Below are 17,296 nucleotides of genomic sequence, written 5' to 3'. Positions count from 1 at the left end.
CCGGGCCCACCAGCTCCACACCCTGCTCTCTGGCCTGCTCCAACAACTGCTGCGCCAGCTGCTGCTGATCCACCTCATCAGTCACAGACTCCAGTGTTTCGGTCATGATTCATCCTTCCCGCCAAGCAACGCTCGGCCTGTCGAACCAAGACCAGATCCACCGTTAATCAGACAGACCCAGCCAGCCCAAGCAGGGCGGCAGGAAGCTCACGAGCGAGCCCGACCCGGCACCTCCGGCAGACTACGGCCAGTGATCACCCAGCCCGTCCAACCGGTATTCCCCATACAAGTCGGAAGCTCAGCCGACCAGTGCGAAAGCTCGCGCACCATCGGCCGCACTGCGGAACGATCGGCCAGCGACACCGGGGGTCTCCGTGCGGTTCACCGCGCTGGCCTGGCCTGGTCAGGAGCTGCGGTTCGAGATGACCGGATGCATACCGGCGCCGGATGACGTCCGGTACGCCGTGCGGGTGGTCGGTGGCTTGAGCTGAAGGTCGACGGCTCGGTGCAGCTCGCGGGCGGGTTCCGGTCGCCGGGCGTCCGGTCGGTCCTACTCGTTGCTCGTTGATCGGCTCGTCGAAGAGCCGCGTTCCGTGGAGGCCGGGCGACAAGAAGCGAAAGCTCGTCGAGCATCCGGGGGGGTCCCTATGGTCGCTGTCAAGCGGCCGCCGGGAGCTTGTCCTTCGGTGTGGGCTGGGGTGGCTGGTAGTAGGTGCGGTTGCACAGCATGGCGTAGAGGACGTCGCAGCGGCGTCGGGCGAGGCAGATCAGGGCGGCGTTGTGTTTCTTGCCTTCGGCGCGTTTCTTGTCGTAGTAGGCTCTGCTTTCCGGGTCGGGCAGGGCGGCGAAGGCGGCGAGGAAGAACGCGCGCTTGAGCTTGCGGTTGCCAGCCCGTGTCGGGTGTTCGCCCTTGATCGACGAGCCCGATTTGTGGGTGACCGGGGCGATGCCCGCGTAGGCTGCCAGGTGCGCCGCGCTGGCGAACTGGGAGGCGTCGCCGATCTCGAGCAAGATGCGGGCGGCGGTCCTGACTCCGATGCCGGGCATCGAGGTCAGGACCCCGGCAAGAGGGTGCGCATCAAGCATTTCCTCCACCTGTGCCGCCAGGGTTTTGCGTTGGGACAGTACGGTTTTCAGGCTCTCGGCCAGCTGCGGCAGCACCGTCTCGGCGGCCGCGCTGCCAGGAACACTCACGGTCTGTTCGTCCAATGCAGCCTGGATCGCCTCGATGAGCCGGTCGTGCATGCGCGGGGCGTGCTCGGCAGCAATGGCGGCGACAGTGTCGTTGTCGGTGGCGCGGATGCCTGCCGGCCCGCCGCACTGCGCGAGGATCTCCAGCACGGCCCGGTGGGTGATCTTTCCGCCGATGGCGCGCTCCAGGGCCGGGTGGATGCCCGTGAGCAGCCCGCGGATGCGGTTGCTGATCCGGGTTGCCTCGCCGACGAGGTCGTCGTCGTAGCCGACCAGCACCTCCAACTCGGCCAGGGTCTCATCACCGACATCGACCGCCCGCAGTGTGTGCGGCAGGGTGCGGGCGGCATCGGCGATAACCAGCGCATCGCGGGCGTCGGTCTTGGCATTGCCGGGATAGAGATCGGCGATGCGCCGCATCGCCAGGCCGGGCAGGTAGGCCACCTCGTGCCCGCAGGCCCGGGCCACGGTCACCGGCAGCGCGCCGATCGTGGCCGGCTGGTCCACCACGACCAGGATCCGCCCGTGCTCGGCGAGGCGGTCGAACACCTCCCGCAGCTTCGGTTCGCTGTTGGGCAGCGCCGCATCATGCAGGCGTGTGCCCTCCGGGGTCAACCCGATGGCGTGGTGCTCGCCCTTGCCGACATCGAAACCGAGGAACACGCCATACTGTGGGCTGCTCGCCATTTACCAGGCCTTTCGCCGCGTCGGTCCTGGTCACCAGTCAAGCATCGACGGTCGGCATCCACGTTACGACGAGACCTCCCCGCAGGCGGTCGTGTCCCTATCCAGCGATCCAGCGATGCACCAAGCCCGGTGACATCACCCCCCGGATCATGCGCCCGACTGGGGGCATCAGTCATGCCGGGCCTGGAGACCAGGAGCCCCTCGATCAAGGAGCCGCGAAGACGGTAACGGGGGGAGTGCGTCAACGGCTGGACGGGGCCGTTCCCGTCGTATCGTCACGTGTCGAGCTGTGACTCACCGGTCAGGATAGCCATCGCTACGGCGCGGATCTCTGCGGCGATGTGTGGACGCGTGTGGAAGTGGCCGAGGCGGACGAGATCGTCGATCACTGTCAGTGCGGTGGTGGCACGAACCCGGGCCGCGCGCTGCTCCACGTGTTCGTATTCGGCTTGGAGTGCTGTGCTCCAATCGGAGACGCGGTTGCGGAGTGCGGTCTTGATTCGACGCTGGGAATCCGGGGGCAGGTTAATCGCCTCCGAGACGTAGATCCCGACAAGTGTCCTGTTGCGTAAGCAGAAGTCAGTATACTGGTCGACCAGCTCAGCCAACGAGCGTGCTTTTCCGGCTCGGGGCTGGGCGTGTTCCTCAATGAGGCGGTCGGTGGCCCGGGCGAATGCGGCGACCAGAATATCGGACTTGGTCGCGAAGTGGTGGTAAAGGCTCGGTCCGGCGATCCCGTATGCTGCGCCGATGTCGTCCAGGCTGACCGCAGCATAACCCTGGTGAAAGAACAGTTCGATCGCCGTGTCGAGTAGCTTGGTACGCCGCGTGTTCGTCCCATCATGTGGTTCGGCGGGCTTAGGGGTGGGCCCGCCGTTAGCGGAATTGCCGGTGGGCATTGGTACGAGGAGCACCCTCGTAGCGGCTTCGGCCAGTTCGCGTCCGATCAGGGAACGTGGCGCTGAGCGGGGCACCGATGGTGTCGCCAGCGCGGAGGTGGCGGCGGTGACGAGCAAGCGCGCATCTCGGGACTTCAGTCCAGGACGGTGCATTCGTACGCGGCGAATAAACTCGTTGATCGCGCGGTCGAAATGGGCCTGGACGTCGGCGTAGAGCTCAGCATTGAGAAAGCGGGCCTCGCGCTGCAGCAGGGTCCAGAGATACCGTCGGTCCAGCACGAGTTCGGCCACGGCCGCGACCACCTCTTCGAGCGGGTTGTCGGCCTTTTGCGCCAAGGTCTGCTCGACGAGGTCGAGTCCGCTGGAGATCGCGCCGGCCAGCAGGTCCTGCTTGCTGCGGAAATGGCGGTACACCGCCGGAGCCGTCACGCCCGTGTCGGCCGCGACATCTGCCATCGAGACCCGGTGGTAACCGACCTCCTCGAAGCGACGCGCCGCCGCTTCTGCCAGTTGTGCGCGGCGTTGCGCAGCGGTTAGTCGCGTCGTCGCCACCGGCAGCTTGTCCGATATAGCCACTGCTCTCCCTCTCGCATCGGCGCTAGCGAGCAAATGCACGACTCAATTATCCCGCATCGTCCTCGCTCCATGCGGGCGGCACCAGGGCGCATTGGCATGGCATGGATTCTTCCGTAGAATGCGCTAGTGAATAGTCACTAGCCGGACGTAGCCGGCGGAGGCTCGCGCGGTGCGAGGCTCGAAGGCCGTGCATCGGCGGGTCGGAGATCTGCCGTACTGCTGGTTGCAAGTGCCCGCTGTGGATGAGACAGGAGGAGATGTGGAACCTGCTCGAGGTGCGGGCCCGCTCGATGGGATCAGGGTCGTCGAACTAGCGGGATTGGGACCCGCGCCGTTCGCGTGCATGCTGCTCGCCGATCTCGGCGCGGAAGTCATCCGGATCGACCGTCCGGTTGCCGGTGAGCTCGATGTGGCACCCGAACTGGAGCTCCTCAACCGGGGTAAGCGCTCGGTGACTCTGGATCTCAAGGGGTCCGACGGCGTCGAAGCGGCGCTCGCGCTGATCGGCCGGGCCGACATCCTGGTGGAGGGGTTCCGGCCAGGAGTCGCGGAGCGGCTGGGGCTCGGTCCAGACCGGGCCTTGGCGCGCAACTCCGCGCTCGTCTACGGCAGGATGACTGGATGGGGTCAAGACGGGCCCGCTGCGCTTACCGCCGGCCACGACATCTCGTATATCGCGGTAACGGGTGCGTTGCACGCGATGGGCGAGCCGGACGGTCCGCCGCAGATTCCACTGAACCTCGTGGGCGATTTCGGTGGCGGGTCCCTATACCTGGTTGTCGGACTGCTCGCCGCGCTTCATGAGGCGCGGCGATCCGGGTGGGGACAGGTAGTGGATGCCGCGATCCTGGACGGGACACTGCACTTGCTGACGATGTTCCACGGCATGCTTGCCGCGAAGCAGTGGACCGATGTCCGGGGAGGTAACACCCTCGACGGCGGTGCTCCCTTCTACTCGGTTTACGAGACCTCGGATGGGCGGTTCATGGCTGTGGGCGCCCTCGAATCGAAGTTCTACCAGGAGTTGCTGCGTGTGCTGGACCTCGACGTGGATTCGGGGGATCAGTACGAGCGGGAGCACTGGCCGGAGCTGCGCAGGCGAATTGCCGCGGCGTTCGCGAGCCGCACCCAGGCCGCGTGGATCGAGCGTTTCGCAGGCACCGACGCCTGTGTGTCTCCCGTGCTGAGCATGCAGGAAGCGGCGGGGCATCCGCAGGTCGCGGCGCGCACGGCGATGGCCGACGTCGATGGCGTCGGCCAGCCGGGGGTAGCGCCGCGATTCTCGGAGCATCCGGGCCTGCGGCCGGGATCGACAGCCGTGCCCGGATCGAGCACCCGCGCGGTCCTAGCCGAGGCCGGCTTGGACGTCGAGCGCCTGCTCGCCGATGGCGTCGCCTCGGAGCGGCGGGAATGAACGGAACCTGCCGTGCGCCGTCAGCGAGTCGCTCGCTCCACGTCGTTGAAGTCGATGACGACGCGACCGTGTACGGTTCGGTTGCGCAGCTCGTTCATGCCGTGCTCGAGGTCAGCAGGTGCGACAGCTAGTCCGACTCCTGCGTCGAGACGCCCTTCCTGGAGGAGCCCAAGGACTCGACCCCAGGCCGCTTCCACGGCGTCCGGATACTGATCGCGCAGGCTTATGATGTGCAAGCCGCAGACACTGAGCGAGCGTTGCCACAGGAAGGGTAACTTCAGTCGCTTTGGTCGTGTGCCGGACGAGGCGCCGATCGTGACCAGGCGGCCGAGGGCGGCGGTCACCTCGGCACTTCGGTCGAAAACCTCGCCGCCGACGGATTCCAGCACCAGGTCGACTCCCCGTTTGTCAGTGTGTTCGAGCACGACGTCTGCGAAATCGTCGTAGCCTGCGGCTACGGATGCCCCACGCTCTCGTGCGGCGGCTCGACGGGCGAGACTGCCGGCGGTGGCGATCACAGTGCCCGCTCCGTATGCCTGGGCGAGTAGCAGGGCTGCCCGGCCGACCCCGCCCGCCCCGGCGTGCACGAGAACGGAGCAGCCGGGTGTGAGCCCGCCGATTGTGAGCAATGCCAGGTCTGCGGTGAGGTACGACGTCGTGATCGCTGCCGCGGCACGGTCGTCAAGTTCGTCCGGCGTCCTGAGGAGGCAGCGCGCAGGCGCGGCGACATACTCGGCAAACGCCGCCGGACTGGGCAGGAACCCGAACACCCGTTCTCCCGGCAGGAACGCGACTTCTGGGCCTGCGCCCACAACGACACCTGCGAACTCGTGACCGGATACGAATGGCGGTTCGGGGCCCGGCCCGGCATAGGTGCCTTCCATCTGCAGGATGTCGCTCCAAGCCAGAGCGGCAGCACCAACCTGGACTACGACCTCGGTCGGGCCGGGTACCGGGTCGGCAATGTCCGACCACCCTCGCGTCCGTCGCCCGCCTTCTGCCTGGACGAGGAAGGCGCGCATGTTAGCGTCCCCAGGGTGCCAGGAGCTGCGTGTAGTCCTTGCCGGTGACTGCGCTGACCGTGAGCGTGGCGCCGTGTCCGACGCCGTCTGTAGCGATGCCCCACTGCGCGACGGTGTCGCCGGTGTGGAACAGGCCTGCCAGCGTCGGATGGGTGATCGGCAGGCGCCGGTCACCGAGCTGGCCCGGTGAGATCGACATGCCGTACATGTCCTTGGCCCGGGTAAAGTAGCCCCACTCGTAGACGTCGTCCCACTGCGGGTACTGATGGCGCAAGAAGCTGTAGATGCGATCGATCAGGGTGTTGATCAGCTCATCGTTGTCGATCTCGGACGGGCCGAACGGGTTCTCCGGGTACAGGGAGATCCACGTGTTCATCAGGCACTTGCCTTCGGGGGCTCGGCTGGGGTCGGCTTCGCTGGTCTGCTCGAAGGAGAAGATCGAGCCGCCTCCGATGACGCCGAGGTCTTCGGTCCCGGGGAGGGTGCGAATGCTGAAGTCTCCGGCCCGGCCGGAGCCGGTCTCCACCGGCTCGCGAAGGCCGATGAAACCGAGCAGGCCGGATAACGGGAACTGGGTCTTGATTCGTTGGCGGTGATCCAGCGGCCAGTACCGCTCCGGTAACACGCGACCCAGGTGTCGAGGTGGGACGTTGTTGATGATTACGGGTGCGTATAGCTCCTGCTCGGATCCGCCGTAGGGTTTGACCTTCACCCCCACGGCGCTGCCGCTTTCGACGAGGATCTCGCGTACGGGATGGTTGGTGCGGATCTCGCCGCCGTTCTCGGTGATGACGTCGGCGAAGACGTTGGCGACGTTCTTGAAGCCCCCGGTAACAACGCCACCGCCACCGCCCCGCTGGAAGTGGGTGCCAGCCATGTTGTTCATGTTGTTGACCCGGATGATCTCACCGGCGGACACCGTGGTCGGGCAGTTGAGTCCGGCCGAATAGCAGCCCATGAGCCCATAGTAGTCGATGACGCGGCGGTCGTCGGTAAGGGACTCGAGGAACGACTGATAGTCGACGTGATCGTACTGGTGAGAGTCCGCCTTGGAGATCCGTGAGGTGATCCAGGCGACGCGTCGCCGTTCGTCTTGGGATTCACGGGGCCAGGACGCGACGACGTCGCTGAGCTGTCGGAACTCGCCATCCTCGTAGTAGAGGAATCCCACGGTGGGCGAGACGTCGATCTTCTTGCCGAGCGCGGTGGCGATCTGGGCGAAACGGTTGCGTGGACCGGCCGACATCTGGTGCCAACCGGTGTCGAGGATGTAGTTCTTGAACAACCCGTGCTTCTCCATGATCGTGGAGAAGTCCGGGTTGGAGTACACGATCTTGGAATGCCCGCATGCGGCAAGGCTGGTCTTGTACTCCTCCTCCGTGATGTCGGGGTTGTGCAAGTAGCCATAGGACATGATCTTGCCGCCGATGTCGGCGTTGCGCTCGAGTACGAGGACGCGCTTTCCTTCCATTTTAGCCAATAGCGCGCCGGAGATCAGGCCGCCGAGGCCCGATCCGATGATGACCACGTCATGATCTGGCATAGGTAATCTCTTTCTGCTCGATGGTTATCGGGTCACTGCTGGCTTATCGTTGGCACAGTACGACACCACGGAGGTTGTTGCCTTCTCTCAAGTCTATGCAGCCCTGATTGATGTCGTCGAGCGTGTAGGTCCGGCTGATCTGGCTGTCCAGATCCAGCAGCCCGTCGCGGTACAGGTCTAGCAGGCGGGGTATCTCGTCGTTCGGGTTGGCTGATCCCGCCAGTGATCCCACGAATTGTTTTTCGCGCATGGTGAGATCGAACAGGTTCAGCGTCAGCGGCTGCGGGCCGGCAGCAGCGAGACTGCACAGGACGATCCGTCCGCGCTTGCTCGTCATCCGCAGGATGGGTTGCAGCACGTCCCCACGCGCGACGTCCATGGTCACGATCACCCGCTGTGCCAGGCCGCCCCGGGTCTCGGTCTTGACTAGCTCGTAAGCGTTGTCCACGCCGTCTGCCACATGCGTCGCCCCGAAGTGCAGGGCGAGCTCTTGTTTTGCGGGCAGCGGATCCATTGCGATGATCCGGCGACCGCCCGCGAACCGAGCGGCCTGGATGGCATTGACACCCACGCCGCCCGCCCCGACGACAACGACGTCGTCCCCGGGACGAATCCCCGAGGCATGCACCACCGAGCCCCAGCCCGTGATCACGGCGCAGCTCACCAGACAGGCCCGGTCGAGCGGGATATCCTTGTCGACGGGAATGCACTGCGCTTCACTCAGGACCGAGTGCCGCGCGAACGTGCCGAGCAGACACATCAACGCGAGGTCCTGCTCACGCGCATGATGGCGGGACGTCTGGTCGGCCAACTGCCGACCCGACCCCATGACCCCGAGCCGGTCGCACTGGTTCTGGTGCCCGGAGGCGCAGGACGAGCAGAGCCCGCAGGACGGCACGGAGGAGAACACAACGTGATCACCAGGCGCGACACGCGTCACGCCCTCACCGACGTCCTCGACTACTCCTGCGCCCTCGTGGCCGCCGATGATCGGCAACGCGGACGGCAGGGAGCCGGTGGTGAGGTGGTCGTCGGACTGGCACAACCCGGTCGCCTCCATGCGGACCCGCACCTCGCCGCGCCGCGGCGAGTCGAGCTCGATCGGCTCCACGCTCCAGTCCTGTCCCCGCTCCCACACGATCGCGGCATCGGTGCGCATTAGGCAGCTCCCATCAGTACGACCTCGGCATCCCAAGCTGTTCGGCGATGAAGTTGCGCGACATCTCACCGGTGATGGGCGCGATCCGCCACAGCCGTGCGTCGCGCCAGTAACGCTGCATGTCGGTCTCGGTGGAGTAGCCCATGCCACCGAGCAGCTGCAGCCCGACGTCCGCCGCCTGCACCGCGTACTCGGAGGCGATCATCTTGGCCATCGTCGCTTCTGCCGCCACCGGACGCCCCCGCGCCAGCATCCAGGCGGCGTGCTGGGACACGAGTTCGGAGGTGTGGCGCCAGGCCGCGATCTCGACCACCTTGTGCTGCAGGGCCTGGAAGTGCTCGATCGTCCGGCCGAACGCCTCGCGTTCGTGCAGGTAGCGCTGGCTATCTTCGAGGACACCGTCGAGGACGCCCGTGGAGCAGGCCGACAGCAGCACCTTATCGACGTTGAGTCCCTGGACGATTCCCTTCCAACCTTGGCCCCGGGGCCCGACGATGTTCCCTGCGGGAACTCGCACTTCGTCGAGGAAAACCTCGTAGGACGCCAGTGCGCGGACTCCGAGTTTGGGGATGTGGCGCATGTCCAGGCCTGGGCTCGAGCTGGGCACCAGGATGAGGTTGTTGCCTGCTATGGAACCGTCGTCCGCGACGTTGGCGGCCAGCACGACGAGGTAGTCGGCGTTGCCTGCCCCGGTCGACCACATCTTCTGGCCGTTGAGCACCCACTCATCGCCGTCGAGGCGCGAGCTGGTGCGCAGAGCTCCCAGCAGGTCGGTGCCTCCGCCGGGCTCGGTGATGGCGATGGCAAAGACGAGCTCGCCGCGTGCCATGCGGGGGAGCAGCTCGTGCTTCTGTTCCTCGGTCGCGGCCGCCAGCAGTGTCAACGTGCCGCCGACCGCGGGCGCGAGCCAGGTGGCGACCAGGCCCGCGAGGTTGCGTGAGAGCTCGCGGGCGGCGATCGCCTGCGCGAAGATGTCACCGCCCTGCCCGCCGTACTCCTCGGGGATCCCGACTCCGTGGAAACCGGCTTCGGACAGGTCATTCCAGAGTTCCTGCGGGAACGTCGTGCCGCTGGCTTCGAGTTCGCGGGCCTTGCTCTTGGGGTAATTCTTGTCGACCCACTCGCGCGCGGTCTCCCGCCAGGCGAGGTCGGTCTCGCTCAGGTCGAAATCCAAGGTCGGGTCCTTCCGTCTAGTAGGACTTCGGCAGGCCGAGTTTGTGCTCGGCCAGGTAGGATAGAATAAGTTCGGGACTGACGGGGGCGATGCGGCAGAGCTTGACCTCGCGCCACATCCGCTCGACGTGGTAATCCTTGGCATAGCCGTAGCCACCCAGGGTCTGCATCGCGCGGTCGGCCGCCTCGAACCCGTACTCACCACCGAGGAGTTTCGCGATGTTGGCCTCAGCCCCGCAGTCGATTCCGCGGTCGTAGAGCGAGGCGCCGCGCAGCACCGTCAGCCAAGTCGATTCGAGCCGGGCATAGGAATCGGCCAGCGGGAACTGCACGCCCTGGTTCTGGCCGATGACCCGGTCGAAGACCGTGCGCTGCTTGGCGTAGTCGACCGCCTGCTGCAACGCCGCCCGGCCGATCCCGATCGCCTCCGAGGCGACGAGCAGCCGCTCGGGGTTGAGCCCGTCGAGCAGCAGCTTGAACCCCCGGCCTTCCTCCCCCACCCGGTGCCGGTCGGGAACCACCAGGTCGTCGATGAACAACTCGTTGGAATCGACCGCTGCGCGGCCGGTCTTGTCGATCTCATTGACCGTGATGCGATCCCGGTCGAGGTCGGTGAAGAACAGCGTGAGGCCGTCGGCCTTCGACCGGCCGGGCTCGGCCTCCCTGCTGCGGGTCAGCAGCAGGATCTTCTCGGCGACCTGGGCCGTGCTGATCCAAACCTTGCGACCGTTGATGCGCCAGTTGTCGCCCTCGCGGACGGCTCGGGTCCGTAGGCTGCTGGTATCGAGGCCGGAGTCGGGTTCGGACACGCCGAATGCCACCCGGGTCTGCCCGCCGATGACGCCCGGTAAGGTCTCTTGCCGCATCTCGTCGGAGCCGTGCTTGACCACGACGTTGGTACTGAACACGTTCATGTGCACCGCACTGGCCGCGCTGAGCCCGCCGCCGCGCGCGATGGCTTCCATCATCATGACGGCCTCGGAGATGCCCAACCCCGCCCCGCCGTGCTCGGGCGGCATCGCGATGCCCAGCCAGCCCTGCGCGGCGGCGAAGGAGAAGAACTCCGCGGGGAACTCCCCGGCCTTGTCGACCTCGCGCCAGTAGTCCAGACCGAACTTGCGCATCCCCTCCTCGACGGCCTGGCGGATGGCGAGCTGGTCCTCGGACAGGTCCCAGGCGCCGTGCACTTGGGCAGTCGCGGATTCGGTCACTGCTGTACTCCCTTCCCGGTCGTGACCAGCGCTGGCCCGGTGCGCAGCGCCTGGCTTCGTCCCTGCGCACCGAGGACCTCTTCGGCCAGTCGGCCGGCCGCCAGGAACTCCTCCGGGTCGATACCGGTATGGACGCCGGCCCGTTCCAGCAGCACCACAAGGTCCTCGGAGGAGATGTTGCCGGTTTCACCGGAGTGGTTCTGCTCCACTACTGCCGGCTCCCCGCCGATGCCGCCCAGGCAGCCGTCGACGCAGCCTGCGCCTGCCTGTATCGCCGCCCAGGTGTTGACGATGCCGGTTCCTCTGGTGTCGTGAAAGTGCGCGATCAGGTCGACCCCCGGATAGTCCCTGATGGCACGGGTGGTGTAGGCGGTGACGCGCTCGGGGTCGGCGAGCCCGGTGGTATCGCTGAGCATCAACCGGTCGACGCCGAGCTCAACGAGCCGGTCGGCGATGGCAAAGACCGCCTCCTGCGGCACCTCTCCCTCGATGGGGCACCCGAACGCGGTCGCGACGGCCGCGACGACCGTCAGCCCGGCATCGTGCGCACACCCGATCATGCGCTCAACCTGAGGGAGGTGTTCGGCGTGTGTGCGTTTGAGATTGGCTACGTTGTGCGATTCCGACGCCGAGATCGGGAAGCCGATGTCGGTGATGCCCCCGAGTCGTTCGTGGATCTGCACGGCGCGCTCGACGCCGTGCAGGCTCGGTGTCAGCACCCGGGTCCGGACTCCCGCGTCCGCGAGCGCGGCGAGCAGATCGTCGGCGTCGGCGAACTGGGGGAGAAGTTTGGCAGGCACCATCGACGTCGCGTCGACTTCCCGAACCCCGGCCTCGATGAGCTTGCGCAGCACGGCAAGCTTGTCCTCGACCGGCACGACCGCGGGCCAGGATTGCAGCCCGTCCCGTGCCCAGCACTCGCACACGCGCACCGATGAGGGGAGGGAGCTGGCCATCATGAGCGGCTCACTTTCCAGACGGGTGTGCGCTTCTCCGCGAATGCGGCGACACCCTCGCTGGCGTCCGCGGTGGTGGTGGCGACGCTGAGCATCGACTGCAGCAGTGCCAACGCCTGCTCTGTGCTGGAATCGAGTGCCCGGTAGAAGCTGGTGCGGCCAAGCCGGATTGCCGTAGGCGACTGCGCGACGATCTGTTCGCCGACGCGGTCGACCGCGGCGTCGAGCTCTCCCGGGGCGACGACCTCGTTGACGAACCCGAGACGCTGCGCCTCGACCGCGCCGACCCGCCGCCCGGTCATCATCAGCTCCAGGGCGACCTTCGGTGGCATCGACCGCAACAGCGGCACCGTGATCATGTAGGGCCACAGGCCGACTCCGACCTCGGGTGTCCCGAAGACCGCGTCGTCGGACGCGATCACGATGTCGCAGGCCATCGCCAGGCCGAAGCCGCCCGCGAGGGCATACCCGTGCACCTTCGCGACCGTGGGGATACCGGAAGACCACATCGTCCGGAACAGCTCGGCGAGCCTGCCGCGATCCTCGTGGGCGGCCTCGGCGTCGAGTTCCTCGCCGCGCACACCACCCAAGTCGGCACCGGCGCAGAATGCCTTGTCCCCGGCCCCGGTGATGACCAGCAACCGCACGTCGGACTCGGCGCGAGCCCGCGCGACACCGTCGCGCAAGCTCTGCAGTGTCTCAAAGCTCATCGCGTTGCGCCGCTGCGGGCGGTCGATCGTCACCGTCACCACGTGGCCGTGTCGTTCCCAGCGAACCGAACTCGTCACGCCGACTCCTTCCGCACGTGCACCGGCAACGAACGCAACGAGCGCAACACCGCGTTGTCCTGATAGCTCGGTACAAAGTCGGGGTCCACCTCGATGCTGTCCAGTCGGGCCAGCAGGTGTTCCAGGGCAACGGTGCCCTCCAGCCGGGATAGTGCGGCGCCGAGACAGAAGTGGATTCCCTTGCCGAACGACAGATGCGACCGGGGGTTCGTCCGATCCACGTCGAACCGATCCGCATCGGCGAACACCTCCGGGTCACGGTTTGCTGATCCGGACACGATGAGCACGCGCGAGCCCTCCGGGATGTGCCTCCCGGCCAGCTCGGTATCCTGCTTCGCCCGCCGCATGCTGCCCTGCACCGGCGCCTCCATACGCAACGCCTCCTCCACCGCCACCGGGATCTTTGAGTGGTCTGCGCGCACCCGGGCCAACTGGTCGGGGTTGCGCAGCAGCAGGAGCATCATGCTCGACAGCAAGTTGACCGTCGTCTCGTTCCCGGCGACGAGCGTGACGTAGGAGATGGACAGCATCTCCTCGGTCGTCAACGGGCGCTCCCCGCCAACCCTCGCGTCGAGCAGGAGTCCGAGGAAATCCTCTGAGGGTTGCAGCCGCCGCTCGGCGAGGCGCTGGTCGAAGTAACCCAGCAGTTCCTGCAGCGAGTCGTGGCACTCTTTCGACCGCTCGGGCGTCAGCGTTCCCCCGAGAACCTCGGCGGCATCGTCGGACCACTTCCTGAAGATGCCGAGATCGCTTCGCGGTACGCCGAGGAAGTCCGCGATCACGGTCAGCGGCAGCGGCCGAGCGAAATCGCGGACGAAGTCGAGCTTGCCGTCAGCCGGGAAGGTGTCGATCAGCTCGTCAGCCAGCGCCCGGATCTTCGGCTCCATGGCGGCGACCCGGCGGGCGCTGAAGGCCTTAGCCACGAGCTTGCGGTAGCGGGTGTGCGATGGAGGGTCGTTGGTCAGCAACGTGCGGACCACCCGGTACGGGGAGTCCTCCGGCGCCTTGGCCGTACCCATCAGCTCGCTTTGGCGAAGTCCCGGCCCAGCTTTGTTCGAGTACACTTCCGGTTCGGCGAGCACCCGTTCACAGTCAGCGTGCTGGGTGACGAGGAAGACGTCCTCGCCTTCGAGCCGGTGCACCGGATCCTGCTGCCGCAGTTCCGCGTAGTAGGGATACGGGCAGTGCACCGTTTCCGATTTATAGAAGGGGTCGGTCATAGCGCTCCTCTCACGCGTTCGGGTCAAGGTCATCGCGGTGCGCGCGCAGCAAATGCTTCTGGACCTTGCCACTGGCGGTGGTAGGGATCTCCTCTACGATGTGCCACTCGGTCGGGACCTTGGCCTTGGCCAGCTGCTCATCGAGCAGGAATTCCGTCAGCTTCTCCGACGTGGGAGACTCGGCCTCCGTGCGCGGGACAATGAATGCGCAGACCGACTCACCCAGCCGCTCGTTCGGCACGGCGAGCACGGCTGCGGTAGCGATGTCCGGATGGCGGTGCAGGACGTGTTCGATGTCGACGCTGGAGAACTTCTCGCCGCCCCGGTTGATGATGTCCTTCGTTCGCCCGGTGATGCGCACCCAACCGTCGGCACTCACCATGCCGAGATCGCCGGTGTCGAACCACCCATCGGCCTCAAACGACGCCGTGTTGATGTCCGGGTCCGTATACCCGATGAGTAGCTGTGTGCCACGAACCGTGATCGTCCCCTCCGTCTCGAACGGCAGCGCGTCCCCGGTCGCGTCGATGATCCGGGCTTCGGTGTTGTCGGCGAGCTTGCCGTCCCAGGACGCCCGCCGCTCGAGCGATGAGCCGCGTGGAGCGATGGCAATGACACCCGCCGCCTCGGTCATGCCGTAGGCGCGCGCAGCCCACATCCCGAGCGCGTCGGCCCGCTCGATGAGATCCGGTGATGTGTTCGCTCCGCCACTGATGAAATGTGTGAGCACGTGCAGGCCCTCGGACCGGCGGCGCTCATACTCCTCGACCATGTCCTTGAGGAAGACCGCTGCACCGAGCGACCACGTGATCCGGTGCTCATGAATCAGCGCAACGGCCTTCTGCACGTCCCACTTCGGTAGGACAACTACCGAGGCGCCGCAGGTCAGGGGCACAAGTAGGGAGGCGAGCAAGCCAGCGATATGGGCGACCGGCGCGAGGGCCAGCCCAACGTCGGAGTCGTCAATGCTCAGGCGGTCGTGGAACTGGCGTCCGCCAAAGATCACCGCATTCGAGTCGAGCCGCACCCCCTTGGGAGCGGATGTCGAGCCCGACGTGTAGAGGCGCAGACATTCCTCCCCCGGTGCTGACGGCTCGGACAACGTCACCGCACGGTCCGGCTCGGCCGTCGGCGCCGGCAGAAGCGTCCACCCAGCAATCGCCTCGTCCTTGTCCACGAGGTACCGCGCGTCCGGCACGACACCCGCATCGGCAAGGCAGGAATCGAGCTCGCCAGCGAGCCGCCGGCTACCCAAACTGGCCGAGGTCACGATCGCGGCGGGTCGCGCATCGGCAACGATCTGGCCGATCTCGTGCGCACGGTAAATCGCGACCACCGGGACGGCGATCGCCCCGATCCGCCAGGCGGCGGCGGAGACCGCCAGCACCTCCAAGCGGTTCACCAGCAGCATCATGACGCGCTCGCCCGGACCGACACCGCGCGCGACGAGGTCGGCCGCGATCGCGTCCGACCATTGCCGCAGGTCGGAGAAACTCAACGACTCGTCACCGATGCGCGCGAACTCGCGCTGCCCCCACCGTTGTGCGGCGGCCGCGGTCAGATCACCGGCTCGCTCAACGCTCATCTCTGTCACCTCGTGTGTCGTTGTCTCTGATCAACACCCGGCTCGCTGTCGGTGAACTGCGGGAACCGAGAGATGGACACGTAAGCTTCGGTGTTCAGGCCGCACGTCAAGTCCTGGTCGAGAGCCCGGCGAATCGGCCGCTGCAGCAGCCGACGGGTGTGGCGCAGAACCAGCGGGTCGGTTCGGGCGAGCTGGGAGCCGATCTCGGCCGCGCGGGTGGCGAGCTCGGCACGCGGGACGACCTCGCCGACCACACCCAGCGCGCGCGCCTCGGTGGCCTCGATCTTTTCTCCGGTGAGCAGGAAGTGCCTACCCCGGACGGGTCCGAGAACCATCGGCCAGAGAACTTGCACACCGTCGCCGGGCACCAGACCTCCGGGCAGATGGGCCAAGTCCTGGAAGTAGGTGTCCTCGGTACACAGCACGACGTCGCAGAGCAGGACGAGCTCCGTATGACCGGTCACCGGCCCATTAACCGCGGCGATGACCGGAATGTTCAGATCAACCATCTTGTAGAGCATGTCCGTGGCCTCGCCCAGACCCCGTTCCCAGTCGGCAGGTGTCACCCGACCGCTGCGGTACACATCACCGTAGCCTTCCGGGGTCCGGATGAACTCGCCGCCGGTGCCGGTGAGGACAACCACGCGGTTGGCATCGTCCGATGCGATTGCCGCTAGCAGGCGGGGAAACTCCCGGTGTGCCAGGGCCGTCCAGGTCATCGGCCCGTCCCGGTAATGCAGACGAACGGTCAGAACCCCGTCGTCGGAACGGCTCAGGGCGGCGACCTTGAACGCATCGGCGTACTCATCGAGCTGCGTCATCAGCGGGGTCCAACGTCCTTCCGGTCGATGTACAACACACAGGATACCTAGTGATTATTAACTAGGCTACCAGCTATGCTTCGAGTAGCGAGATGCCCGGCCGAGAACCAGGAGTCGACACGATGGCCCCACCGAACAGCGCGCTTGACTGCTCGCGGCCGCGGCTCGATTCCATCGCTTCAGTTACCACCGCGTTTCGCTGGCAGAGGTCGCTGCGGATGTCGGGATTACCGGCCCGGCCGTTTATCGTCATTTCCGGAGCAAACAGGCATTGCTGGCGGCGGCGATCTCCAGCGGTCTGGACCTGGTCGAGTACGCGGTGACCCGCACTACCGACGACTCGCTCGAGGGCCTTGTTTCGGCCGTCGCCGAGGCTGGGTTGGAGCGCCCCGACCTATGGACCCTGTTGCAAAGCGATTCGCGGTTTCTCGACTCCGAGTCAGCCGCGAAGGTGGCGCAGTGTCAGCGGCCATGGAATTCTCCCCGGTGGTGGCCGGATCGTTCCCCACTGATGGCCAAGTGATCTCCCCACTTGTGGCCACGTTTTTCCCCACTTGTGGCGTGCCGACCCGCGGTAGTGGCGGGTTGGGCGTTGCCGTGGAGCCGGTGTGAGTGCTGGCTTCGCGACAGGAGTGGAGTTGAAGAGTCCGGAGGAGATTATGGAGATTCTGGAAGCTTTCGATGCCACCGGTAGCTACCGGGCGGCGGCCGAGCTGGCCGGGTGTGATCACCACACGGTGCGGCGCTATGTCGCGCTGCGGGGGAAGGGCCAGCCCGGGCAGCGGGCCCGGCCGGCGGGGCTGATTGACGAGTTTCTGCCCAAGCTCGAGGAGCTGGTGGAGCGTTCGCAGGGCAAGATCCGCGCCGATGTGGCCCACGAGAAGCTGGCCGCGATGGGCTATGCAGGGTCGCCGCGAACGACGCGGCGGGCGGTGGCGGTGGCCAAGCGCGCCTGGCGGGCGGGGCATCGGCGGGTGTATCGCCCGTGGATCCCCGAGCCGGGACTGTGGCTGCAGTTCGACTGGGGCCAGGGTCCGCGCATCGGCGGGCG

The 17,296-nt window shown here is 66.4% G+C and carries 14 protein-coding genes and 1 pseudogene; 3 read left to right on the top strand and 12 right to left on the bottom strand.

The annotated features are described in order from the left end of the window. Positions 1 to 657: 657 nt before the first annotated feature. Positions 658 to 1,878 (bottom strand): IS110 family RNA-guided transposase, encoded by a 1,221-nt coding sequence (locus CHB84_RS21070; RefSeq protein WP_089303398.1) that lies wholly within the window; start codon positions 1,876 to 1,878, stop codon positions 658 to 660. 275 nt (positions 1,879 to 2,153) lie between these two features. After that, positions 2,154 to 3,353: a TetR/AcrR family transcriptional regulator gene (locus CHB84_RS21065; protein ID WP_176440077.1), complete on the bottom strand. Its 1,200-nt coding sequence runs from the start codon at positions 3,351 to 3,353 to the stop codon at positions 2,154 to 2,156. A gap of 259 nt (positions 3,354 to 3,612) precedes the next feature. Between CHB84_RS21065 and CHB84_RS21060 the strand changes: the two genes are divergently transcribed. After that, positions 3,613 to 4,767: a CaiB/BaiF CoA transferase family protein gene (locus CHB84_RS21060; protein WP_217898676.1), complete on the top strand. Its 1,155-nt coding sequence runs from the start codon at positions 3,613 to 3,615 to the stop codon at positions 4,765 to 4,767. 20 nt (positions 4,768 to 4,787) lie between these two features. Here CHB84_RS21060 and CHB84_RS21055 read toward each other — a convergent pair whose 3' ends face one another. Genes CHB84_RS21055 through CHB84_RS21010 form a run of 10 tightly spaced genes read right to left on the bottom strand, consistent with a single transcriptional unit; the run spans position 4,788 to position 16,245 of the window. Beyond that, entirely contained in the window at positions 4,788 to 5,789 is a 1,002-nt protein-coding gene (locus CHB84_RS21055) for a zinc-binding dehydrogenase (protein ID WP_089303396.1), read from the bottom strand. A 1-nt stretch (position 5,790) separates the two neighbouring features. Continuing rightward, on the bottom strand, positions 5,791 to 7,332 hold the full coding sequence (locus tag CHB84_RS21050; RefSeq protein ID WP_089303395.1) for a phytoene desaturase family protein: 1,542 nt from the start codon (positions 7,330 to 7,332) through the stop codon (positions 5,791 to 5,793). Positions 7,333 to 7,375: 43 nt separating this feature from the next. Beyond that, positions 7,376 to 8,491 carry an NDMA-dependent alcohol dehydrogenase gene (locus CHB84_RS21045; RefSeq protein WP_089303394.1) on the bottom strand — a complete coding sequence of 372 codons (1,116 nt, stop codon included), beginning with the start codon at positions 8,489 to 8,491 and terminating at the stop codon, positions 7,376 to 7,378. A 13-nt stretch (positions 8,492 to 8,504) separates the two neighbouring features. Beyond that, positions 8,505 to 9,665, bottom strand: coding sequence for an acyl-CoA dehydrogenase family protein (locus tag CHB84_RS21040; RefSeq protein WP_089303393.1), 1,161 nt, complete (start codon positions 9,663 to 9,665; stop codon positions 8,505 to 8,507). A gap of 16 nt (positions 9,666 to 9,681) precedes the next feature. Next, the gene (locus CHB84_RS21035; RefSeq protein WP_245818878.1) at positions 9,682 to 10,875 is read right to left on the bottom strand and encodes an acyl-CoA dehydrogenase family protein; all 1,194 of its coding nucleotides are present in this window, start codon (positions 10,873 to 10,875) and stop codon (positions 9,682 to 9,684) included. After that, positions 10,872 to 11,834, bottom strand: a complete 963-nt coding sequence (locus CHB84_RS21030; RefSeq protein WP_089303392.1) for a beta/alpha barrel domain-containing protein — start codon at positions 11,832 to 11,834, stop codon at positions 10,872 to 10,874. Before CHB84_RS21030 ends, CHB84_RS21035 begins: the two co-directional genes overlap by 4 nt. Continuing rightward, positions 11,831 to 12,619, bottom strand: a complete 789-nt coding sequence (locus CHB84_RS21025) for an enoyl-CoA hydratase/isomerase family protein (RefSeq protein WP_176440076.1) — start codon at positions 12,617 to 12,619, stop codon at positions 11,831 to 11,833. Before CHB84_RS21025 ends, CHB84_RS21030 begins: the two co-directional genes overlap by 4 nt. Beyond that, positions 12,616 to 13,839, bottom strand: coding sequence for a cytochrome P450 (locus CHB84_RS21020; RefSeq protein WP_176440075.1), 1,224 nt, complete (start codon positions 13,837 to 13,839; stop codon positions 12,616 to 12,618). The genes CHB84_RS21025 and CHB84_RS21020 overlap by 4 nt, the downstream gene beginning before the upstream one ends. A 10-nt stretch (positions 13,840 to 13,849) precedes the next feature. After that, entirely contained in the window at positions 13,850 to 15,424 is a 1,575-nt protein-coding gene (locus tag CHB84_RS21015; RefSeq protein WP_089303389.1) for a class I adenylate-forming enzyme family protein, read from the bottom strand. Between the two features lie 5 nt (positions 15,425 to 15,429). Beyond that, a complete protein-coding gene (locus CHB84_RS21010) occupies positions 15,430 to 16,245 on the bottom strand; it encodes an enoyl-CoA hydratase/isomerase family protein (RefSeq protein ID WP_089303388.1) in 816 nt (271 codons plus the stop codon). A 148-nt stretch (positions 16,246 to 16,393) separates the two neighbouring features. On the opposite strand from CHB84_RS21010, the gene CHB84_RS24125 reads away from it, so the two are divergent. Together CHB84_RS24125 and CHB84_RS21000 are read left to right on the top strand one after the other, a co-directional pair. Continuing rightward, positions 16,394 to 16,768: a TetR/AcrR family transcriptional regulator gene (locus CHB84_RS24125; protein ID WP_089303387.1), complete on the top strand. Its 375-nt coding sequence runs from the start codon at positions 16,394 to 16,396 to the stop codon at positions 16,766 to 16,768. Positions 16,769 to 16,883: 115 nt separating this feature from the next. Next, positions 16,884 to 17,296, top strand: a pseudogene (locus CHB84_RS21000) (IS21 family transposase); the annotation flags it as partial.

It is taken from the genome of Haloechinothrix alba, assembly GCF_900188115.1.
GTDB lineage: Bacteria > Actinomycetota > Actinomycetes > Mycobacteriales > Pseudonocardiaceae > Haloechinothrix > Haloechinothrix alba.
Note: the sequence above shows the minus strand (reverse complement) of the source record. Positions and strands in the feature narration are given on the sequence as shown.

What these genes read in the sequence shown, in the direction of transcription:
- CHB84_RS21070 (WP_089303398.1), bottom strand. Translation starts at nt 1,878, where the DNA reads ATGGCGAGCAGCCCACAGTATGGCGTGTTCCTCGGTTTCGATGTCGGC.
- CHB84_RS21050 (WP_089303395.1), bottom strand. Translation starts at nt 7,332, where the DNA reads ATGCCAGATCATGACGTGGTCATCATCGGATCGGGCCTCGGCGGCCTG.
- CHB84_RS21010 (WP_089303388.1), bottom strand. Translation starts at nt 16,245, where the DNA reads ATGACGCAGCTCGATGAGTACGCCGATGCGTTCAAGGTCGCCGCCCTG.
- CHB84_RS21020 (WP_176440075.1), bottom strand. Translation starts at nt 13,839, where the DNA reads ATGACCGACCCCTTCTATAAATCGGAAACGGTGCACTGCCCGTATCCC.
- CHB84_RS21045 (WP_089303394.1), bottom strand. Translation starts at nt 8,491, where the DNA reads ATGCGCACCGATGCCGCGATCGTGTGGGAGCGGGGACAGGACTGGAGC.
- CHB84_RS21030 (WP_089303392.1), bottom strand. Translation starts at nt 11,834, where the DNA reads ATGATGGCCAGCTCCCTCCCCTCATCGGTGCGCGTGTGCGAGTGCTGG.
- CHB84_RS21055 (WP_089303396.1), bottom strand. Translation starts at nt 5,789, where the DNA reads ATGCGCGCCTTCCTCGTCCAGGCAGAAGGCGGGCGACGGACGCGAGGG.
- CHB84_RS21015 (WP_089303389.1), bottom strand. Translation starts at nt 15,424, where the DNA reads ATGAGCGTTGAGCGAGCCGGTGATCTGACCGCGGCCGCCGCACAACGG.